Source organism: Xanthomonas sp. BRIP62418 (assembly GCF_003993495.1).
GTDB lineage: Bacteria > Pseudomonadota > Gammaproteobacteria > Xanthomonadales > Xanthomonadaceae > Xanthomonas > Xanthomonas euroxanthea.
This window is the reverse complement of sequence record NZ_QEZG01000045.1, coordinates 183,971-206,088: the sequence shown is the minus strand read 5'-3', so window position 1 is coordinate 206,088 and position 22,118 is coordinate 183,971. Positions and strand designations below refer to the sequence as shown.

The window sequence follows — 22,118 nt, the reverse complement described above, 5'->3', positions numbered from 1 at the left end:
GGGTGTCCTGGTTTGCGGCGTGCCGTCGGATACCCGGCGCGTCGTAGGAGCGCACCTGGGCGCGATGGGGCTGTCCTGGGAAAGCCTGTCGCGCCCGGGTGCGCTCCTACAGGGGTGTTCTGGTTTGCGGCCGTGCCGTCGGATACCCGGCACGTCGTAGGAGCGCACCTGGGCGCGATGGGGCTGTCCTGGGAAAGCCCGTCGCGCCCGGGTGCGCTCCTACGCCTTAGCTGATCGTGCCGACCAGCTTCAGGCGCTTGTCTTCGGGCACTTCGCTATAGGCCAGCACCGACAGGGACGGGACGCTGTGGCGGACCAGGCGGGCCAGCGCGGCGCGGACCTGGCCGGGGACCAGCACCACCGCCGGTTCGTTGCGGGCTTCCTGCTTGCCGACGCAGTCGGCCAGGCTCTGGTGCAGGCGCTCGGCCAGGCCGGGTTCCAGCGCCACGCCGTTGCCGTGGGTGGATTCCTGCAGCACGCGCTCCAGCTGCGGGGCCAGCGTGTAGACCGGCAGCTCGGCCGACATGCCGGCGATCTCCTGCACGATGAAGCGGCCCAGCGAGGTGCGTACCGCGGCGGTGAGCGTGGTCGGGTCCTGGCTGTGCGGGGCGTGCTCGACCAGCGCTTCGACGATCTTGCGCAGCTGGCGCACCGGGATGCGCTCGATCAGCAGGTTCTGCAGCACGCGCACCACCACCGACAGCGGCAGCGCCTTCGGCGTGAGGTCCTCGACCATCTTCGGCGCGGTCTTGGCCAGGGTCGCCAGCAACTGCTGCACTTCCTCGTGGCCGAGCAGTTCCGGGGCGTGTTCGCGGATCAGGTGCGACAGATGGGTGGCGACCACGGTGGCCGGGTCGACCACGGTGTAGCCCATCGATTCGGCATAGGCGCGTTGGTGTGGCTGGATCCAGGTGGCATCCAGGCCGAACGCCGGGTCCTTGCCGGGAATGCCGTCGAGCTGGCCGAGTGCACCGCCCGGGTCCAGCGCCAGTTCGCGGTCGGGATAGATTTCAGCGGTGGCCACCGGCACCCCGTGCACCAGCAGCCGATACGCGTTGGCCGACAGCTCCAGGTTGTCGCGGATATGCACCGGCGGCACCAGGAAGCCGATGTCCTGGGTGAGCTTGCGGCGCACGCCCTTGATGCGCGCCATCAGTTCGCCGCCCTGGTTCTTGTCCACCAGCGGAATCAGCCGGTAGCCCACTTCCAGGCCCAGCGGGTCGATCGGGCGCAGCTCGTCCCAGCTCAGCTCGGAGCTGGCCTGGGCGGCGGTGGCCGCCGCGGCGGCCTTGGGGTCGGTGGCCGGGTCGCCGGTCGGCGGGATGACCAGGCTGCGCTTGTACATTTTCCAGGCGATCACGCCCAGGATCAGGCCCAGCGTCAAAAACGCGACGTTGGGCATGCCGGGCACCAGGCCGACCAGGCCCAGGATGGCCGCGGCCACCGCGAGGGCGCGGTGCTGGCCGAACACCTGGCTGATCATGGCGCCGCGCATGTCCTGCGCGCGCGAGGCGCGGGTCACCAGCAGGGCGACCGAGGACGACACCAGCAGGGCCGGCAGCTGTGCCACCAGGCCGTCGCCGATGGACAGCAGGGTGTAGGTGGAGGCGGCATCGACAAAGCTCATGCCGTGCTGGAACATGCCCACGGCCATGCCGCCGACCAGGTTGATGAACAGGATCAGGATGGCGGCGATGGCGTCGCCGCGGATGAACTTGTTGGCACCGTCCATCGCACCGTAGAAGTCGGCTTCCTCGCGGACCTCCTCGCGGCGGGCCTTGGCTTCCTCGCGCGTCAGCAAACCGGCGTTGAGGTCGGCGTCGATGGCCATCTGCTTGCCGGGCATGGCGTCCAGGATGAAGCGGGCGGTCACTTCCGACACGCGCCCGGCACCCTTGGTGATGACCACGAAGTTGATGATGGTCAGGATCGCGAACACCACGATGCCCACGGCGTAGTTGCCGCCGATGACGAACTGGCCGAACGCCTCGATCACCTTGCCGGCCGCGGCATGGCCGTCCTGGCCGTTGATCAGGATCACGCGGCTGGAGGCCACATTCAGCGCCAGCCGCAGCATCGTGGTCATCAGCAGCACGATCGGGAAAATGGTGAATTCCAGCGGGCGCTGCACGTACACCACCGCCAGCAGCACCATCAGCGAGATGGCGATGTTGAAGGTGAACAGGGCATCCAGCACCGGTGCGGCCAGCGGCACCATCAGCATGGCCAGCATGGCCATCAGGGCCAGTGGCGCGCCCAGGCCGTTGCGCAGCAACTCCATGATGCGCCGGGCGTTCATCGGGGCGGGTTGGGCGCTCATGCGCTGGCTCCCTTGCCGAACTCATCCACGTCCAGCGACGGCAATTCCGGCATCGGGCCGCCGTTCCAGCCACGCAGCTGGTAGACGTAGGACAGCACCTGGGCCACGACCGAATAGAGTCTCACGGGAATTTCCTTGCCAATTTGCGCTTCTCTATACAAGGCGCGTGCCAAAGGCGGGGCGGTGACGATCGCCACCCGGTGCTGTTCGCAGGCTTCGCGGATGCGGAAGGCCATTTCGTCCACGCCCTTGGCCACCACGATCGGGGCGCGCATCTTGCCGCCTTCGTACTTGAGCGCCACCGCATAGTGGGTCGGATTCATCAGCACCACGTCGGCCTTGGGCACCGCTTCCATCATCTGGCGCTGCGACATCTGCATCTGCATCTGGCGGATGCGGCCCTTGACCTCCGGGCTGCCCTCGCTTTCCTTCATCTCGCGCTTGATCTGTTCGCGGGTCATCTTGAGCTTCCGCAGCCAGTTCCACTTCTGGTAAGGGGCGTCGATGGCGGCCAGCAGCACCAGCGCGCCTGCGGTGTAGAACAGCAGGCTCTTGGTGAAGTCCAGGCCGTTGCCCACGGCCTGTTCCAGCGGCTGGTTCACCAGCGAGCGCAGGCCGTGCAGGCCCTTGGAGATGCACAGGCTGGCGGCCAGGCCGACGAACAGCAGCCGCAGCATCGACTTGACCAGCTCGGCCAGGCTGTTGCTGCCCCACATGCGCTTGATCCCGTTGGCCGGGTTGAGCTTGGTGAGGTCGGGCATGATCGCCTTGCCAGAAAACCGCAGCCCGCTCATCAGCAACGGGCCGGCCAGGCCGGCGGCCAGGCAGATGCCGATCAGCGGCAGCATCACCCACAGCAGTTGCAGCAGCAGGTCACCGAAATGGCCGAACAGCGCCATCGGGTTTTCACGCATCTTCGGGTCCGGGCTGAGCGCGGTCTTCATCCACACGCTGGCGCCATCGCCGATGCCGCGGGCCAGGGCCATCAGCGCGAACACGCCGGCGCCGAACACCGCAGCGGTGGACAACTCGCGCGATTGCGGGATGTTGCCCTGCTCGCGGGCTTCGCGCAGGCGTTTTTCGGTGGGAAGCTCTGTGCGTTCGCCGCCGTCTTCGGACTCGGACATGGAGATGCCGGTGGGGGATCAGCCTGGCCTCATGCAAGCTGCGTTCCAATTGGGGCCGGGAATCGGGAATCGGGATTGGGGAATCGGAGAGCGGTGATCGCGTGGAGCCGCTGGCGGGGTGTTGTGGTTGGTGGTGAGCAAGCGCACGCCGGGCTCTGTGGATGGCGCTGCCATCGCGATAGATCGCCCCGCCTGCGCGCCTGCGACGGCTGTTGCAGTTGGAAGGCGCGCAGGTCGCCGCGTGCGCGGGGGAGGCCGCAGGCAGGAAATGGGGGGCGGCGGACCAAGTGTAGGCTGGTGCTTGGCTTGGTTGGCGGGTCAGAGAGTGATGGCAGGTGCCGGGGCGGCGGTCGTTTTGACGCCTTTCGCTTAACGGGTCGGGCGAGTTGCGCCGTCGCGTTGGGCGACCACCACCGCGATGAAGTGCTCGGCGTCCATCGGCCGGCCCAGCAGATAGCCCTGCAGCTGGTCGCAGCCCAGCCGTTCCAGGGTGTTGCGCTGGGCGGCGGTCTCCACGCCCTCGGCCACCACCTGCAGGCGCATGGTGTGGGCCAGTGCCACCACCGCTGCGACGATGGCGATGTCTTCCGGGCCGTTGTCCAGGGCCTGCACGAAGCTGCGGTCGATCTTGAGTTCGTGCGCGGGCAGCTTGCGCAGGTACATCAGGTTGGAATAGCCGGTGCCGAAGTCGTCGATGGCGATGCGCACGCCCAGCGTGTTGAGCTGGCCGAGCGTGCGCAGGCAGGCTTCGGCATCGCGCATGGCCATGCTCTCGGTGATTTCCAGGGTGAGCTGGGCCGGCGGGATCGCATGGTCGGCCAGGGTGGTTGCCACCTCGTCCAGCAGGCTGGGCGAGGCCAGTTGCGTGGCCGACAGGTTGACCGCCACGCGCCAGTGCCCATGTCCGGCCTCGCGCCAGTCACGCATCTGCCGGCAGGCCTGCTGCAGGACCCAGCTGCCGAGCGGGCCGATCATGCCGCTGCGCTCGGCCAGCGGGATGAAGCTGTCCGGCGGCACCAGGCCGCGCTCGGGGTGCTGCCAGCGGATCAGCGCCTCGGCACCGATCGGGCGGCCGTCGTCGGCGCAGTACTTGGGCTGGTAATGCAGGACGAACTGGCCCAGTTCCAGCGCACGCGGCAGATCCTGCAGCAGCTGCAGGCGTTCGCGGGTGGTGCCGGTCATCGAGCGCTCGAAAAAGCTGTAACGGTTGCGCCCGGCCTGCTTGGCGTGACGCATCGCCGCATCGGCATGGGTCATCAACTGATGCTCGCTGCCGGCATCCTCCGGATACAGCGCAATGCCGACGCTGCTGCTGAGGCGCAATTCCTGGTTGGCGACCAGGAACGGCACCGCCAGTGCCTGCAGCAGATGCGCGGCGATCGCGGCGGCATCCTCGGGGTCGGCGATGGCCGATACCAGCACGAACTCGTCGGCACCCAGCCGCGCCAGGCTGCCATGGGCGCGCCGGTGTGCACGCATGCGCTCGGCCACCGCCACCAGCAACTGGTCGCCGAACGGGTGGCCGTAGCCATCGTTGATCGCCTTGAATCCATCCAGGTTGATCAGCATCACCGCAAAGCGTTGCCCGTCGCGTTGGGCGCGGTCGATGCCCTGCAGCACGTGCTCGTGCAGCAGCACGCGGTTGGGCAGGCGGGTGAGCGGGTCGTACAGGGCCGCCTGCACCAACTCGGCATTGGCCTGTGCCAACGACGCGGAGAGCACGTCGGTGCGTTGCTGGAACCGCCGCGACAGTACCGAGATCACCAACGCCAGCGCCAGCAGCGCCAGCGTGACCAGCACCACCACGGCCGCCAGCCAGGGCAGCGGCAGGTGCGCACCGGCCGCCGCACCGCAGAGGCTGCCGGGCGCGAACCGCGCGGCCGCCATGCCGGTGTAATGCATGCCCACGATCGCCACGCCCATGATCATCGCCGCGATCAGCCGCAGGCTGTAGCGGCGGCCGCCGTGGCGCAGCCGGAAGGCGATCCACAACGCCGCTGCCGAGGCGCCGATGGCGATGAGGATGGACAGCCCGAACAGCAGCGGGTCGTAGCTGATGGCCGGGGACATGCGCAGCGCGCCCATGCCGATGTAGTGCATCAACGCAATGCCCAGCCCCATCAGCACCGCACCCAGGCCCAGCCGCGGCCACGGCAGGTTCGCACGCGAGGTCAACCACAGCGCCAGGGCCGCGGCCAGAATCGCCGCCAGCATCGACCAGGTGGTCAGCGCCAGGTCGTAGCCCAGCGGAATCGGCAGGCGAAACGCCAGCATGCCGACGAAGTGCATCGACCAGATGCCGATGCCCATCGCCACCGCGCCGCCCATCAGCCAGGCCACGGCATCGCTGCCACGACTGGCCGTCACACGTGCGGCCAGATGCAGCGCGGTATAGGAGGCCAGCACGGCCACCACCAGCGACAGCATCACCATGCCAGGGTTGTAGGTTCCGACCACCCATCCACTTCCAGCGCCGAAGGACGCGCTTGCTCAAGCACGTAGCGACCCCGGGCGCCAGTTCTTGAGCGCCTGCGGGCAGCCAGCGGCGATCCAACGCGCATGCGCTGATCGGCCTGGCGCGGGCGGCAGGCGATGCGGTGATGTGGCGCGTCAGCCATGCAGTTTCTGCGCAAGGCGACGATGCTGCCGCACCTGTGATCGGCAGGCGGGTCGGCGTCACTGCACGCGTGGGTGCCGTGTATCGGAAGCAGGATCCGTACGTGGGTGTCGAACCGACCTACGCCCGGGCGGCAGCGCGCATGCTCATGCCACCGACGATTCGGGCTCTTCCGGTTCGATGCGATTGCGGCCATGCCGCTTGGCGCGGTACAGCGCTTCGTCGGCACGCGCCAGCAGCGTGGCGGCGTTGTCGCCGCTCCGGAACCAGGCCACGCCCACCGAACAGGTCACCTGCAGCGGCCGGGTGGTGCCGACCTCGTACGGTGCCAGGCTGAGCTTTTCGTGGATGGCGCGCAGCCGGTGCTGGCTGTGCCGCGACATGCCCGGCAGCAGCAACAGCAGTTCCTCGCCGCCATAACGGCCCACCTTGTCCGAGTCACGCAGGCAGCCGCTCAGGCGCGCACCCACCTTGGCCAGCACCGCATCACCGACCAGGTGCCCGTGCTGGTCGTTGACCAGCTTGAAGTGGTCCAGATCGATCAGCACCACCGCCAGCGGATGGCCGCCGTGCGCGCAGGCCTGCAGTTCTTCGGCCATGGCGTCGAGCACGCCGGAGCGGTTGAGCAGGCCGGTCAGGGCATCGTGGCTGGCCTTCAGGGCCAGCGCTGCGCGCGCGCTTTCCAGGTCGCGTTTTTCGTGTTCCAGCTGGTAGGTGCGCTCGGCCACCAGTTCGGCGAGCATGCGCTCGCGTGCAACCAGGTGGCGATGCCGCCAGCGCCACAGGCCGGCCAGCAATGCGCTGCCGATCAGCACATACAACGCGATCGCCGGCGGGCTGCGCCACCACAGCGGCGCCACCGCAAACGCCAGCTCGGCGATCGGCGAGGCCGTGCGGCGGTAGCGGTCCAGGACCTGCACCTGCAGGCGGAAATGCCCGGAGGGCAGCGGCGGTTGGTCGATCGACAGATCCTCGCTCTGGATCCATGCGTCGTGCAGGCCGCGCAGGCGGTAACGCACCGTCAGGCGACTCGGGTCGTCGTACACCTCCATCGTGGACAGCTCGATATGCAGCGGCTTGTCGCTCCAGCCCAGCAACTGGCCTTGCTGCACCGGTACGCCGCCGCGGCTGACGCTGTCGATGCGCACGCTGGGCTGGCGCGCATCGAACAGCTGCGCCGGATCCAGCAGATGACTCACGCCGCGCGAGGTGCCGATCCAGACCGATCCATCCGGATCCTCGGCGAAGGCCGCTTCGGAGATGTCGTCCCACAGCAGGCCCTGCGACTGCGACAGATGCGCCCAACGCTCCCCGTCGTAGACCTCCACGCCGCGTGCGTGGCCCACCCAGACCCTGCCGATGCTGTCGCCACGCATCAGGTAGACGCCGACCTCGCGCAGCGCTTCGTCGCTGATCGCCTGCAGGTCCAGCCGGTCGCCAAGCAGCATGCCGTGCCAGAGACCGGGCCGATAGAACGCCAGCCACACCTCGCCGCCATCGCTGATGTGGAACTTGCTGATCCACGGGTCGGACGTGCCGCCGTTGACCAGCACCTCGACCCTGGACCAGCGCGCGCCCTGCAGGCGGAACAGGCCGTTGGCGGTGGACACCCACAGCGTGCCGTTGGCGGTCTGCTGGATGTCGGTATAGGCGATCGTGGGCATGTCGGCGACCGCTTCCATCGTGCCGCCTTCCAGCGGGCGCCGGATCACGAACAGCCCGCCCGCGCTGAGCATCCACATCCGCCCCTGCCGGTCGATCAGCAGGCGGCGCGCGGTACGCGGCAGCTTGGCAACCTGTGCACTGCGGCCATCCGGCCAGGTGCGGCGCAGGAAACCGGCCGAATTGAGCGTCCACAGGCTGCCGTCGGCACTGCGTTGCATGCCAATGATCTGGATCCCGGAGGCCGGCAAGGCCGGGACGAACCGTCCCCCGGGATCGGCCTGGCGGCCGGCACCGTGTTCGTTGCCGACCAGCAGCGCCCCCTGCGCGTCGCGGGCGATCGACCAGGTGGGGGCGGCCGGCATGCCTTGCGAGGCGTCCCAGTTCTCGATCCATTCGTAGCCGGCCCAGCGCACCAGGCCTTCGCCATCGACGGTCATCCAGACATCGCCATCGCGGTCCACCAGGATCGCGTCGCTGCTGCCGGGCGGCAGCCCGTTGCCGGCACCGAAGCTGCGCCAGCGGCCGTTTTCCCAGCGCGCCAGACCGTCGTTGCGGCGGACCAGCACGCGCCCTTCGCGGTCCAGCACCAACGGCGCCTGTCGCCCGATGGTGCTGCCATCGAGCAATGGCAGCGGCCGCACACTGAATCTGCTTGCGCCCGGCGCGCGATACAGCAGGGTGCCGGTGCCACGCACCCACAGTGCGCCGTCATGGTCGCGCAACACGCTGTACCAGCGATCTTCCGGCACGCCCTGGTCCGGCCCGTAGACCTGCACCTTGCGCTGCGCATCGATGGCGCACAGCCGCCTGGCGCAGCCGGCCCACAAGGTGTCGCCTTCCACCGACAGGCTCAGCACCTTGGCCAGTTCGGGCACGCGCACCCGGGTGGCGGTGTCCAGCAACGGTTCGCTATGCCAGCGGCCATTGCCGCGTGCGCTCAACCGCTCCAGCGTGCCGCCATTGGCCAGCACCGTGCCCCAGGAGGGACTGGCCAGCAGCATGTCTTCCTGCAGATGTTCGGCCTCATCGGGGGCCAGCTTGCGGAAGCCGTGCTCGTCGCCGACAAACAGCGCCTGGAAGCCGGCCACCCACAGCCGCCCGTCGGCGGCTTCGCTCATCGAGGCAATCGGTTCGTTGCGCAGGCCATCCAGCTCGACCTGCTGGAAGCTGCGCCCGTTGTAGCGATACAGGCCGCTTTCGGTGCACACCCACAACAGCGTGGTGCGGGTCTGCAGCAGACAGGTGCCGGCAAGCCCGAGCAGGCCCTGGTCGTGGGCATAGCGACGAATGCTCGCGCTCTGCGCGGCAGCCAGATCGGCCAGCAACAGCAATCCCAGCAGCAGCACCGCCAGCAACGGTGCACACCGGTGTGACGACCTGCATTGGCGGTACTCAGACCCCACGGGCGTTGCACTCTCCCACGCGTCGGCCTGCGTGCTCCGCGCCCTTCGCGCGGGTGTCTCACGCTTGCCATGGGCGGCCCCCATCGTAGGCCGCAGTAAACCGACTAGCGGCTGTTCACGTGTGTTTCTTTAATGCGTGAGCAGGCATGGTGGCGTGATTGCGCAGCGGGCACCGCCATATAAGTGGCCTGTTGTTCCCGAGCCGCGCACTGTCGCTGCAGGCGCGATCACGCAGATTGCTTGATGCCGGTTGCGCAACGGCTGTGTGCTGCCCGCGTCCAGGCCTCCATTCGGCAGCAGACATGGCGTTGTCGGCGATGCGTCGGTAAGGCGCGCTGCGTGCCCCGGCCGGTTTGCAGATCCCAGCATTGGCGCTGCTTTTCAGCTTGCGTGGCAATGCAGGTTCAGCCGTTGGCCGCCGCGTGGTAGGCCACCTGGTCGTAATCGATGCGGTTGCGTCCACTGCGCTTGGCGCGATAGAGCGCGGCGTCGGCCCGGGCCAGCAGTTGTTCCAGGGTTTCGCCCGGCTGGAACCAGGCCACGCCCACCGAACAGGTCACCGGCAAGCCGCCGCCATCGATGGGGTAGTCGCCGCAGATGCCGCGATGCAGCGCCTGCAGGCGACGGCTGGCCTCGGCACTGAGCCCCGGCAGCAGCGCCAGCAATTCCTCGCCGCCGTAGCGGCCGATGCGGTCGTCGCCGCGCACCAGCGTATCCAGGCGCCGGCCGACCTCGGCCAGCACCGCATCCCCGGCCAGGTGGCCATGCAGGTCGTTGACCAGCTTGAAGTGGTCCAGGTCGATCAGCGCCACCGCCAGCGGCTGCGCGCCGGTATCGGCATGGGCCAGCATGCCGCGCAGCGCGTGCAGGATGCCGGCGCGGTTGAGCAGCCCGGTCAATTCGTCATGGGTGGCCTTGAGTGCGAGTTCGGCGCGCGCCGCTTCCAGCTCGCGCTTGTCCTGCTCCAGCTCGGCGGTGCGCTCGGCCACCAGCTGCTCCAGCTCGCGCTTGCGTCGCAGCAGCTTGCGTGTGCGCCAGCGCAGCAACGCAATCACCGCCGCAATGCCCAGCAGCACGTAGCCGGCCATTGCCGGTGCGCCGCGCCACCACGGTGGGCGCAGCACGAAAGGCAGCCGCGCCACCGGGCTGGCGCTGCGCTGGTAGGCGTCCAGCGCCTGTACTTCCAGCGTGTAGGTGCCGGGTGGCAGCAGGGGATAGGTGAGGTGGCTCAGCGAGGTCGTGGTCCAGCGCGCCTGGTGGCCCTCCACCCGGTAGCGGAAGCCGATGCGGTCCGGGCCGCCTTCGGCGCCGGGTGCGCTGATGTCCACATCCAGCGGCACCTGCGACCAATCGACCTGTGTCCCCGCGGTGATCGCCTGGTTGCCACGCCGCACGCGCAGGATGTCCGCGCGCAATGGCGGTGCAGCGAACACGCGCAACGGATCGATCAGATGGGTGGCGCCGCGACTGCTGCCGAGCCAGATGCTGCCATCCACGTCCTCGAAGAATGCATTGGCCGACATGTCGTCCCACAACAGGCCCTCGGTGCGCGTGGCCCGCGACCAGTGGCCGTTTTCCAGCATGTCCAGGCCCTGGCTGCTGCCCAGCCACAGCCGGCCCTTGCGGTCGTGGCGCAGGATGAACGGCATCACCCGCGCCACCAGCGGGTCGTCGACCGCGCGCAGCGCCAGCACGCCATCGGCCTGCAGGCGGCCATGCCACAGCCCGGTATCGCGCAGCGAGATCCACAGCTCGCCATCGGGGGCAAAATCGATCAGGAAGAAATCCTGGCTGGGCAGCGCGCCACGCACCTGCACGCGTTGCCAGGTGCCGTCCGCCCGCCGGTTGTACAGCCCCTCGCGGGTACTGGCCCAGAGCCGGCCCCGGGGATCGAGATCGACATCGCCTATGAACGCGGCCGGCACGCCCGCATCGCGGGTGGCCTGATACGGCGCGCCCGGCGGCATGTGATACAGGCCGCGCGGCGTGGTGATCCACAAGGTGCCGGTGGCGTCGAACAGCAGCTTGTTGATCGGCAGGCCCAGCTGCAGCACGTCGACGGTCCTGCCGCTGTGCGGATCGCGCCGCGCCAGTGCGCCGGATGAGCGCGCCACCCAGGCCGCGCCGTCTGCCGGCGAGAGCGCCATGGAGATCGACTGCAGCAGCGGCTGCCCGTCGTCCAGCGTCCAGGGTTGCATGCGCCCGCTGCGCGGATCCAGCATGTTGGAGCCGGCATCGCCGCCGACCAGCAGTTCCCCGCTGGGCAGGCGCTGGATCATCCAGGTCGGCGCTTCTGCCAGCCCCTGCTGCTCGTCCCAGTGCTCGATGTTGCCGTAGCCCAGCCAGCGCTGTACGCCCAGGCCGCGGGTGCCGATCCACAGCTGGCCGGTGCTTTGCATCATCAGCGGGCCGACCATCGGGCTGATCGGCAGCCCCTGGTCATGGCCGAAATAACGCCAGTGATCGCCTTCCCAGCGCACCAGGCCGCGATCGGAACGCGTCAGCAGGCGGCCCTGTGCGTCTTCGGACAGGGTGGTGGCCGCCGAGAGCGTGTCGAAGCTGGTGCCTGCCGGTGCCGCATGACTGCGGAATACGCGCTCGCCCGGCGCACGCGCCAGCACCAGGCCACCGCCACGCAGCCACACGGTGCCCTGGTGGTCGCGGAAGATCGCCCGCCACTGCCGCTCCGGCACACCGTCGGCTTGCCCGAGCAGCTCGCTGCGCCCGTTCGCGTCGATCCGGCAGACGTGCTGTCCGCAGCTGGTCCATAGCGCCGTGCCATCGGCCAGCAGTGCCTTGCCGGCGGGCAGGGAGGTGCCATCGGCCAGCTGCAACGGCAGCGGGCGCACCGACCAGCCGCCCGTGCGCTCCGGCGACAGGCGCAGCAAGGCGTTCTCGCTGACCACCACCATGCCGTCGGCGTAGGCGGCCAGCACGTTGCCGCTGTCGGCGCGGATCGGTTTGCCGTCATGCAGGAGTTGCACGAATGCGCCACTGTCGCGGACGAACACGCCGTTGGCACTGGCCACCCAGAGCCGTCCTGCCGCATCCAGCGCCAGTGCACGGATGTAGCGCGCATCCAGGCCGCTTTCCTGGCCGACCGGTATGAAGCTCTCACGCTCGAAGCGGTGCAGGGCCAGCTCGGTGCCCACCCAGACCACGCCCTGGCGGTCTTCGAGCAGGCTGTTGACGGTCATGCCCTGCAGGCCATCGGCCTGGGCGTAGTCGCGGAAGCTGTAGGTCTGTGCCTGGGCGTGCCCGCACACCACGATCCCCAGCATCCAGACGCAGGCCCGGGCCCACCAGTGGCCGCCTCGTGACGCAATCGGAGCGAACAGCGCAGACACGTTGGGCATCGGTTCCCGCGGGCGTTGGCGTGGGGTGAGTGATGGCGACTGGCGGTATCAATCGTCCTGTGGCGTTGACGGCTGGACAGGGCGAAACTTGAGGCAGTTCACAGTTACGGATGTGCCCGCTAGGCGGTCAATTCCCTGGCGGCGTCGAAGGCGGTATCGAACATGCGCTGCACGGGCGGGGCGAATTCGCTGGCGAAGCTGGACAGCAGGAACAGCCCCAGCAACACCGTCAACGGCAGGCCCAGCTGCATCGGGTTCAACGCCGGCGCGGCTTTGGCCAGCGCACCGAAGGCCAGGTTGACCGCCAGCATCGCCACCATCATCGGCAAGGCCAGGGTGAGCCCGCCGCGCAGGATCTGCAGGAACAGGGTGGGCGCCACTTCGGCGAATGCGGCGGCGTCGGGGATGGCGGTGCCGATCGGCAGGGCCTTGTAGCTGTCCACCAGCAGCGCGATCACCGCAAGATGGCCGTTGGCCGCGAAGAACAGCAAGCCGAATCCCAGGTAGAACCACTGCGCGATCACCCCGGAGGTCACCCCGCGCAGCGGGTCGGACATCTGCGCGAACGACAGGCCGGTGGACTGCGACACCAGCTCGCCGGCCATCGCGCCGGCCTCGAAGATCAGCTTGAGCATGAAGCCCATGCTGGCGCCCACCGCCAGCTCACGGGCGACGCTGAGCACCGCCTGCGCGGTGAATCCGTCCCAGTCCGGCACCGGCGGCAGCAGCGGCGCCAGCACCATCGACAAGGTGCCGGCCAGCATCACCCGCACCCGTCCCGGTACCGCGCGCGTGCCGATCAACGGCATCGCGGTCAGCAACGCACCGGTGCGCAGCATCGTCCACATGATCGCCCCGACCATTGCGAACGCGCGCTGGCCGTCGATCACCATCTGGGTGGCAGCATCCATCCGCGCCGGTCCGCTAACCGATCAGATGCGGAATGCGCTGGAACAGCGCAATGGTGAACTCCACCAGATGCCCCAGCAGCATGCTGCCGGTGGCGAACAAGGTGGCCGTCAGCGCGACCGCCTTGGCCACGAAGGCGATGGTCGGCTCGTTCAACTGGGTGGCGGCCTGCACCACACCGATCACGACACCAACGACCAGCACCGCCAGCAACATCGGTCCGGCAATCCACAGGACGGTGACCAGGCCACCACGCAATTCGGTCAGGGCGATTTCAGGGCTCATGGGTGTGGTGATGCAAGTGGGGTGCCAAAGGGAATGGGATTGGGGAATCGGGAGGCGGGAATCGGGAGGCGGGAGGCGGGAGTGTGAATAGGGGGAGGAGATTTGAGCTGTGCGTCGGGGTATGGGCTGACGAAGGTGCGGTCTGCAGAAGCTCGCCCCTCTCCAGTGAGAGAGGGGTTGGGGTGGGGGTACGAGGCGATGCCTCGCCACGCGTGTTGGGTGGCTCGGCTGGGGTATTGCGCAGCTGTGCGCTTTGGCCGCTGTTGGCTGCACTGGCTACCGCTGTTGTTGTTTGCTCTGCGGTTGCGTCGGCGTTTGCGGCTCGGCCTTGGCACGCCGGCAAACCGGGTGGACACGCCGGCAGGCGGCGCGTGTGCAACCGCGCGGCTACGACGCGTTGAAGCTCGCCGCCAACGTGCCCACCACCAGCACCCAACCATCCACCAGGATGAACAGCAGGATCTTGAACGGCGCCGAGATCAACATCGGCGACAGCATCATCATGCCCATCGACATCAGCACGCTGGCGACCACCAGATCGATGATCACGAACGGGATGAAGATCAGAAAGCCGATCTCGAACGCCGTCTTCAGTTCGCTGGTCACGAACGAGGCCACCAGCACCGGGAACGGCACCGCGTCCGGGCCGGCGTACTTGCCGTCGCCGGCCATGCCGGCGAAGGTCATCAGGTCGGTCTCGCGGATCTGCGCCAGCATGAAGGCGCGCAGCGGCTGGGTGGTCAGCGTCCAGGCGGTCTGGAAATCGATCTGGTTGTTGAGGTACGGCGACAGGCCCGCGCCCCACATCTTCTGCCACACCGGCATCATCACCAGCGCGGTCAGAAACATCGACAGCCCCAGCAGTACCTGGTTGGACGGGGTCTGGCCGGTACCCAGCGCCTGGCGCAGCAGGCCCAGCACGATGGTGATGCGGGTGAAGGCGGTCAGCACCAGCAACATCGACGGCAGCAGGGTGATCGCCGTCATCAGTAGCAAGGTCTGCAGCGGCAGGCTTACCGGCTGGTCGCCGATGCGGCCAACGCTGACATTGGGCAACGACGGCAGCTGATTGGCACCGGCGGGCGCGGCCGCCGGCGCTGCGGCGGGAGCGGCGGCCTGGGCCATGGCCGGCAATGCGGCAGGCGTGGCCGCGGCCAGCAGCGGGCAGCTCATCACCAGCAGGATCAGCACCAGGCGGAGGCTGCGCCCCCAGCGATTCCAACGACTCAACATGTCACGGGTCCTTGCGCAGCTTCTGTGCCAGCAGCTGGGCGAAATTGGGAAGTTGCTTGAAGTTGGGCAGGGTGGGGGCGGGCGCGGGCGGCAGCGGTTCGGACAGGGTGTGCAAGGTGTTGATGCCGCCGGCGGTGACGCCCAGCAGCAATTGCTGGCCGTTGACCTCCACCACCACCACGCGTTCCTTGGCACCCACCGCCAGGCTGGTCACCAATCGCAGGCCCTCGGTGTTGCGGAAACCGCTGCCGGGCATGCGCTTGAGCAACCAGCCCAGGCCGACGATCAGCGCCAGCACCAGCAGCAATGCAAAGATCGCGCCAAACAGGCTGGGCGAGGACGGCGCCTGCGCGCCGACCTGGGTGGCCTTGGCCGCGACCGGCGCGGCAGCGGCCAGCAGGCCGATCACCGCAGCCTCCGGATCCGTTCGCTGGGGCTGACCACGTCGGTCAGGCGGATGCCGAAGCGGTCGTTGATGACCACCACTTCGCCATGCGCGATCAGGGTGCCGTTGACGTACACGTCCAGCGGTTCGCCGGCGCCGCGCTCCAGCTCCACCACCGAACCCTGGTTGAGCTGCAGCAGGTTGCGGATCGGGATGCGCGCGCGGCCCACTTCCAGCGACAGCGTCACCGGCACGTCCAGGATGACGTCCAGGTTGAGGTCGGTGGCATTGTTGTCGTGCTCGGCCTGCAGGCTGTCGAAGGTGGCGGGCGCGGCGTCGAGGGTGTCGGAGTTGATCATTTGCTGGAATCCTGGGAGGGAACGGCGCGTGGGGCTTGCACGCCGGGCGGGCGTACGGCGGTGATCTTGACGGCGTTGTTGCCATTGGACACGCCGAATTCGCCGGTGAACAACGGGATGTCTTCCACGCACAGCGGCACCTGTGCGGGCAGGTCGATCGGCAGGATGTCGCCGACCTTCAGGCCGGTGAGCTGGCGCAGGCTCATGCGCTTGCTGGCCAGCACGCTGGACAGGGTCACCTCGGCGGTGTCCAGTTGCTCGCGCAGCATCACGTTCCAGGAGTCGTCGCGGTCGTTGCGGTCGCTCTGGATGCCGGCATCGAGCAGTTCGCGGATCGGCTCCAGCATCGAATACGGCAGGGTGATGTGGATCTCGCCGCCGCCGCCTTCCAGTTCGACATGGAAACGGCACACCACCACGTACTCGCGCGGGGTGACGATGTTGGCGAAATGCGGGTTGATCTCCGAGTTGATGTACTCGAAGTCCACTTCCATCACCGGCGCCCAGGCTTCCTTCAGGTCGGCGAAGGTCTGCTTGAGCATCAGCTGCACCACGCGCATCTCGGTGGCGGTGAATTCACGGCCTTCGATACGGGTGTGGTAACGGCCGTCGCCGCCGAAGAAGTTGTCCACCACGGTGAACACCAGCGTGGGTTCGAACACGATCAGGCCGGTGCCGCGCAGCGGCTTGAAGCGGATCAGGTTGAGGTTGGTGGGCACATACAGCGAGTGCATGTACTCGTTGAACTTGACCAGGTCGATGCCGCGCACCGACAGGTCGGCAGAGCGCCGGATCAGGTTGAACAGGCCGATGCGCCACAGCCGCGCGAAGCGCTCGTTGACCATCTCCAGGGTCGGCATGCGGCCACGGATGATGCGGTCCTGGCTGGACAGGTCGTACTGGCGCGCCTCGCCGGGCAGCGGCTCCGGCTCGGTGTTGACCGCACCCGAATCCACGCCATGCAGCAGGGCATCGATTTCGTCCTGGGAAAGCAGATCGCTGACGCTCATGGGGCAGGCCTTACTGGGTGACGAAACTGGTGAACAGCAGTTCTTCGACGCACTTCTTGCCGGTCTCGCCGGTCATGACCTTCTGCGCTTCGGCCAGGGCCGCCTTCTGCAGCTTCTGCTTGCCGACCAGGTCGGCCACATCGGCGGCCTTGACCTGCGACAGCAGCATCAGCAGATGCGCGCGGATGGCCGGGGCGTTTTCGGTGATCAGCTTGAGGTCTTCCGGATCGCGGGTGACCAGCTGCACTTCGACCTGCAGGTACTGCGGGCCGTCGCCGGGGTCGGCCAGGTTGACCACGATCGCCGGGTCCATCGGGAAGTACTGCGCCGGCTTGGGCACCTCGGCCACCTTGGGCGCGTCGTGCTTGCCGCCTTTCTCCTCGCCCTTGTGGCCGAAGAAGAACCAGGCGCCGCCGCCGGCCGCGGCCAGCACCACGACCCCGACGGCGATCAGCAGAAGTTTCTTGCCGCCCTTCTTCTTGTCGCCCTTGTCGTCTTTGTCTTCGGTCTTCTTGGGTTTTTCAGCGGCTGCCACAGTCTGCTCCAGGGGAATGCTCACCCAGTGGATGCAATTGGCATGCCAATGACGCGACGGTTTCCTGGCGCACGTGCAGGTTCAACGGCAAAACCCCCGCAAGCCTTGCGCTGCGAGGGTGGGTGGGCGGTGCCGGCACGTGCCGACACGCGGTTTTCGGCCGCGCCGGGACGTTCCCGGCGCGCGGACTCAGGCGTAGGCGTCCAGCAATCCACGCTGGCGTAGCACCACCGACGGAATTCCGACGGGTGGGCTGTCGTCCAGGCTGAGGCCGTTGCCGTCGCTGCCGCCACCGTTGCGGTTGCCGGACTGGCTCTGCTGTTGCTGGCCGACATCGGCCTGGCCGAGCTGGAAACCGTTCTGCCCGAGCATTTCGCGCAGGCGCGGCAGGCTCTGCTCCAGCGCCTGGCGCACGTCGGCATTGGCGGAGCTGAAGCTGGCATTGACCTTGTCGCCGTCCAGGTGCAGCCGCACCTCGACCGGACCCATCTCGTTCGGGGTCACCTTGATATGCGCATGGCCGATTTTCTGGTCGGCCAGCCAGCTCATGCGCGCGCCGATGGCGTCGTCGAAGCTGTCGCTGCCCATGTCCGGGGTCGGGGTGGGCGAGGCGCTGAACACCGGCGCCGGGTCCTGCAGGCGGCCGAGCGCGGTCGCGGTGGTGGTGGTTGGCAGCACGAACGCCGGGGCGTCCGGCGCTGCCGGGCCGGCGCTGTCGTCGGCGCCCGGGTCCAGCGCCTTGGTCGCCATGCTCATCAGCGCAGCCGCCTGGGCGTCGCCGCTCAAGGCGGTGACGGACGTGGGCTTGGCCCCGGCGGCGGCAGCCGGTGCCAGCGCGCCCAACGCGGGCAGGGCGGTGCCGGCGGTCGTGGGTGCGGCGGATGCGGCTGCATCGGTCGGCAGCGCAGTTGCGGTCGGCGTGGTGCCGGCGGCAGCGGTCACGCCGGCCGCCAGTGCCGCGGCTGCGGCGGCGAGTACATCGCCACCGGGCAGCGCCTGCGTCAGCAGGCCCATGCCGAAACCGCCCAGGCCCGGCGGTGGCCAGCTGGGGTCGGTGGCGGTGGCCGCGTCGGCCGGCGCGTCTTCGTCGTCGGTTGTGGGCTTGCCGGTCTTGGCGGAGCCGGCGGCGCTGCTGCCGTCGGCGGCAGCCGGTTCCTTGGCGCCGGCCTTGGCGGCCTTGGCATCGCCATCCTGCGCGCGCGGGCGTGCGGTGGCATCGCCGGGCGCATCGTCGCCGTGGTCGTCGTCGCTGCGTTGCCTGTCGGGCTGGCTGGGCTTGGGCGCGGCCTGCTTGGCCGGCACGCGCTCGGGCGCCTGCGGCGGGGCCTGGTTCGGCGTGTTGGCCGGGTTGAGCATGCGCGCGAACTGGTCCTGGCCGGCGTCCGGCTCGGACGAGGGATCGCTGTAGCTGGATTTCCTGCCGGTGCTAGCGAGGGCGCCGAGGCCGGCTGCAAAGGCGGACAAGGGGTTCATGCGGATTCTCCGTGGGTATCTTCGCTGCGGGCCAGGCGCGAACGACGCGCGCCGAGGTCGTCCATCTCACGCTGGTCGCGGCGTTCGATCACCTTGTTCTCCTGCGCGCGGTAGCTGGCGGCCAGCTGTTCCAGCACCTGCTTCTCGCGGCTGGCCAGCAGCAGCCGGGTGCGCTCGGCTTCCACCTTGTTGCGGTTGTTTTCCACCGTCTGTGCCTGCTGCAGCACCGCGCTGTCGAGCCGGTCCAGGAAGGCGCGGCGGTTGCTCAGTGCAGCGGCGCTGGTGCCGGCCATGTGGCTGTTGGCGTATTCCTCGGCGTAGCGGCGCAGCTCTTCCAGGCGCGACTGGTGGGTGTCCAGGGCGCGCTGACGCTCGGCCAGGTCGCGCGCCACCTTGTCTTCCTGTTCCTGGGCGCGGCGCAGCAGCGGGTCGATCCGTTTGGATTGCATCATGGATTAGTTCTCGGGTTCGACCAGCCGCTGCAACGCGGACAGGCTGTCGGGCAGGTCGGCGGCCCGGTGGACGTCCTGGCCGAGGAATTCGACGATCTCCGGCCAGCGCGCCAATGCTTCGTCGGTGGCCGGATCGCTGCCGCGCTGGTAGGCGCCAATGGCGATCAGGTCGCGGTTGGCGGTGTAGGCCGACAGCAGCCGCTTGAGCTTGCGGATGCGCAGGCGCCAGGTGTCGTCGGCGATGTCCTGCACCACACGGCTGACCGAGGATTCGACGTCGATGGCCGGGTACAGGCCGCTGTCGGCAACCCGGCGCGAGAGCAGGATGTGGCCGTCGAGAATGGCGCGCGCGGCGTCGGCGATCGGGTCCTGCGGATCGTCGCCTTCGGTCAGCACGGTGTAGAAGGCGGTGATCGAGCCGCGCCCCTTGGCGCCGTTGCCGGCCCGTTCGACCAGCGCCGGCAATTTGGCGAACACCGACGGCGGGTAGCCGCGGGTGGTCGGCGGCTCGCCGACCGACAGGCCGATCTCGCGCTGCGCCTGGGCGAAACGGGTCAGCGAGTCCATCAGCAGCAGCACGTTCAGGCCCTGGTCGCGGAACCATTCGGCAATGGCGGTGGCGCGGTAGGCGCCATGCAGGCGCGCCAACGGCGGGCGGTCGGCCGGGGCGGCCACGACCACGGCGCGGCGCAGGCCTTCTTCGCCCAGCGTGGTTTCGACGAAGTCGCGCACTTCGCGGCCACGTTCGCCGATCAGCCCGACCACGATCACGTCGGCCGAGGTGAAGCGGGTCATCATGCCCAGCAGTGTCGATTTACCGACACCGGAACCGGCGAACAGGCCCACGCGCTGGCCGCGGCCGATCGGCAGCAGCGCGTTGATCGCGCGCACGCCGACATCCAATGAGGTGGTGATCGGCTCGCGCGCCAGCGGGTTGATCGACACGCCAGCCATGCTGACGCTGCCTTCGCCGCGGATCGGGCCCTTGCCGTCCAGCGGGGTGCCGTCGCTGTCGATGACCCGGCCGAGCAGGCCTTCGCCCACTTCCACGCCGCCGCGGCGCCGCGAGGGCACCACGCGGGCGTTCGGCAGCAGGCCATGCAGTTCGGCGCTGGGCATCAGGTAGGTGCGTTCGCCGGCGAAGCCGACCACTTCGGCATCGACCCAGCCGCCGTCGACCTCGACCTTGCAGGTGGCGCCCATCGGCGCCTCGCAGCCGGTGGCTTCCAGGGTCAGGCCGACCGCGCGACGCAGGATGCCTTCGCGGATCAGGGTGCGCCCGGCCGTGGGCTCCAGCCCGAGGCCGCCCAGGCGGGTGGCCAGGCGCAGGTTGCGCGCGTCCAGCCAGTCGGCCGGGGCCGGGGTGGTGCCCAACAGGTCGCTCACAGGCCTGCTCCGGATTTGCGCATGACCGTCTCCAGCGCGGCCCGCAGGCGCGCATCCAGTGTTCCGTCCACGCGCACGCTTTCGGCGTGCACGCGCAGGTCGCCGCGGCTCAGGCTCAGGTCCGGGGCCACGCGGGTGGTGCTGCTGGGCGCCAGATGCGGCAGCAGCGCGGTGATGTCGTCCGGGTGCAGGCGCACTTCCACCTCGCGGCCGGCCCCGCCGACTGCGTCGATGGCCTCGTGCACCAGCTCGGCCAGCAACTGCGGGTCGGCCTGATAGGCACGCCCGACCAGCGAACCGGCGATGCGCACGGCCAGCTCGCCGAGCGCGCCGACCACTTCGTTCTCCAGCCGCGCCAGCGGGCGGGTGAAGTTGTCCAGGATGCCGTCGATCTGCGCGGTCAGGCGGCGCACCTCCGACTGGCCCTGGGCAAAGCCGTCGGCATGCCCGCGCGCAAAGCCTTCCTGCTGGGCGGCGTCTTCGATGGCCTGGATCTCTTCCAGGGTCGGCGGACGCAGCACCGGCTCGTACACCGCCGGTTCGTCGAATTCCGGCTCCGGCGGGGCCGGCTCCAAGTGCAGGTCGGGGGCCAGCCAGCGGGTGACGATGTCGGTCATACCATCGCCTCCGCACCGGCGCCGCCCAGGCTGATGGCGCCTTCGTCAGCCAGGCGGCGGACGATGGTGAGGATTTCCTTCTGCGCCGCTTCCACGTCGGCCAGGCGTACCGGGCCGCGCGCTTCCATGTCCTCGAGCAGGATCTCGGCCGCGCGCTGGGACATGTTGCGGGTGATCTTCTCGCGCACCTTGACGTCGGCGCCGCGCAGGGCCAGCCCCAGGCGCTCGCCGGAGACTTCGCGCAGCAGCGTCTGCAGGCCGCGGTCGTCCAGGTCCACCAGGTTGTCGAACACGAACATCAGGTCCTGGATCTTGCCGGCCAGGTCGGCGTCGATCTTGCCGATCTCGCCCAGCACGCCCTGGTCGGCGCCGGTGTCCAGGAAGTTTAGGATGTTGGCGGCCACCTTGATGCCGCCCACGTTGGACGACTTGAGGTTCTGGTTGCCGGAAAACTGGCGCTCCATGATGTCGTTGAGCTCGCTCAGCGCATTGGGCGGGATGCCGTCCAGGGTGGCGATGCGCAGCAGCACGTCGGCGCGGGTGCGCTCGGGCAGCAGCTTCAGGGCCTCGGCGGCCTGGTCGCTGTCCAGATGCGCCATGACGATGGCGATGATCTGCGGGTGCTCGTTGCGCACCAGGTCGGCCACCGCGCGCGGGTCCATCCACTTCAGGGTGTCCAGGCCGGTGGTGTTGCGGCCGAGCAGGATGCGGTCGATCAGGCCACCGGCCTTGTCGGCGCCCAGCGCCTGGATCAGCACGTTGCGGATGTAGTCGTCGGCGCCCACGCCCAGCGAGGTCTTGCCGGCCAGTTCGCCATTGAACTCGTCCATGACCTTCTCGACCTGGTCGCGCGAGATGCCGGTCATGGTGGCCATGGCGATGCCGATCTTCTGCACCTCCTTGGGGTCCATGTGCTTGAGCACTTCGGCGGCGTCGCTTTCCCCAAGCGACAGCAGCAGCACGGCGGCGCGCTGTACGCCGGTCAT

General features: G+C 68.7%; 17 protein-coding genes. All 17 read right to left on the bottom strand.

Features of this window, described 5'->3' with window-relative positions:
- Positions 1-226: 226 nt before the first annotated feature.
- The 17 genes from flhA to fliG all read right to left on the bottom strand — a co-directional run bounded on the left by flhA (position 227) and on the right by fliG (position 22,118).
- Entirely contained in the window at positions 227-2,299 is a 2,073-nt protein-coding gene (gene flhA / locus EO174_RS16840; protein ID WP_024937671.1) for a flagellar biosynthesis protein FlhA, read from the bottom strand.
- Positions 2,300-2,316: 17 nt separating this feature from the next.
- Positions 2,317-3,447: a flagellar biosynthesis protein FlhB gene (gene flhB / locus EO174_RS16835; RefSeq protein WP_126946039.1), complete on the bottom strand. Its 1,131-nt coding sequence runs from the start codon at positions 3,445-3,447 to the stop codon at positions 2,317-2,319.
- Between the two features lie 369 nt (positions 3,448-3,816).
- Complete coding sequence (locus tag EO174_RS16830; RefSeq protein WP_126946036.1) at positions 3,817-5,904, bottom strand: EAL domain-containing protein; 2,088 nt, start codon at positions 5,902-5,904, stop codon at positions 3,817-3,819.
- A 306-nt stretch (positions 5,905-6,210) separates the two neighbouring features.
- Positions 6,211-9,132 carry a ligand-binding sensor domain-containing diguanylate cyclase gene (locus EO174_RS16825; protein ID WP_164740244.1) on the bottom strand — a complete coding sequence of 974 codons (2,922 nt, stop codon included), beginning with the start codon at positions 9,130-9,132 and terminating at the stop codon, positions 6,211-6,213.
- A gap of 404 nt (positions 9,133-9,536) precedes the next feature.
- Positions 9,537-12,488: a ligand-binding sensor domain-containing diguanylate cyclase gene (locus tag EO174_RS16820; RefSeq protein ID WP_164740243.1), complete on the bottom strand. Its 2,952-nt coding sequence runs from the start codon at positions 12,486-12,488 to the stop codon at positions 9,537-9,539.
- Between the two features lie 119 nt (positions 12,489-12,607).
- Positions 12,608-13,399, bottom strand: a complete 792-nt coding sequence (fliR, locus tag EO174_RS16815; protein WP_053051291.1) for a flagellar biosynthetic protein FliR — start codon at positions 13,397-13,399, stop codon at positions 12,608-12,610.
- Positions 13,400-13,412: 13 nt separating this feature from the next.
- A complete protein-coding gene (locus tag EO174_RS16810) occupies positions 13,413-13,682 on the bottom strand; it encodes a flagellar biosynthetic protein FliQ (RefSeq protein ID WP_005917968.1) in 270 nt (89 codons plus the stop codon).
- Between the two features lie 387 nt (positions 13,683-14,069).
- Positions 14,070-14,915, bottom strand: a complete 846-nt coding sequence (gene fliP / locus EO174_RS16805) for a flagellar type III secretion system pore protein FliP (protein ID WP_039521458.1) — start codon at positions 14,913-14,915, stop codon at positions 14,070-14,072.
- A 1-nt stretch (position 14,916) separates the two neighbouring features.
- Positions 14,917-15,324, bottom strand: coding sequence for a flagellar biosynthetic protein FliO (fliO, locus tag EO174_RS16800; protein ID WP_126946027.1), 408 nt, complete (start codon positions 15,322-15,324; stop codon positions 14,917-14,919).
- Positions 15,321-15,659 (bottom strand): flagellar motor switch protein FliN, encoded by a 339-nt coding sequence (fliN, locus tag EO174_RS16795; protein WP_104648690.1) that lies wholly within the window; start codon positions 15,657-15,659, stop codon positions 15,321-15,323. The genes fliO and fliN overlap by 4 nt, the downstream gene beginning before the upstream one ends.
- Entirely contained in the window at positions 15,656-16,669 is a 1,014-nt protein-coding gene (fliM, locus tag EO174_RS16790) for a flagellar motor switch protein FliM (protein ID WP_104582707.1), read from the bottom strand. Before fliM ends, fliN begins: the two co-directional genes overlap by 4 nt.
- A 10-nt stretch (positions 16,670-16,679) precedes the next feature.
- On the bottom strand, positions 16,680-17,228 hold the full coding sequence (locus EO174_RS16785) for a flagellar basal body-associated FliL family protein (RefSeq protein WP_180496968.1): 549 nt from the start codon (positions 17,226-17,228) through the stop codon (positions 16,680-16,682).
- A 165-nt stretch (positions 17,229-17,393) separates the two neighbouring features.
- The gene (locus tag EO174_RS16780; RefSeq protein WP_126946024.1) at positions 17,394-18,677 is read right to left on the bottom strand and encodes a flagellar hook-length control protein FliK; all 1,284 of its coding nucleotides are present in this window, start codon (positions 18,675-18,677) and stop codon (positions 17,394-17,396) included.
- Entirely contained in the window at positions 18,674-19,129 is a 456-nt protein-coding gene (gene fliJ, locus EO174_RS16775; protein WP_104582704.1) for a flagellar export protein FliJ, read from the bottom strand. Before fliJ ends, EO174_RS16780 begins: the two co-directional genes overlap by 4 nt.
- A 3-nt stretch (positions 19,130-19,132) precedes the next feature.
- The gene (gene fliI, locus EO174_RS16770; protein WP_104648693.1) at positions 19,133-20,515 is read right to left on the bottom strand and encodes a flagellar protein export ATPase FliI; all 1,383 of its coding nucleotides are present in this window, start codon (positions 20,513-20,515) and stop codon (positions 19,133-19,135) included.
- Positions 20,512-21,132, bottom strand: a complete 621-nt coding sequence (locus tag EO174_RS16765; RefSeq protein WP_104582702.1) for a FliH/SctL family protein — start codon at positions 21,130-21,132, stop codon at positions 20,512-20,514. The genes fliI and EO174_RS16765 overlap by 4 nt, the downstream gene beginning before the upstream one ends.
- Entirely contained in the window at positions 21,129-22,118 is a 990-nt protein-coding gene (fliG, locus tag EO174_RS16760; protein WP_016904678.1) for a flagellar motor switch protein FliG, read from the bottom strand. Before fliG ends, EO174_RS16765 begins: the two co-directional genes overlap by 4 nt.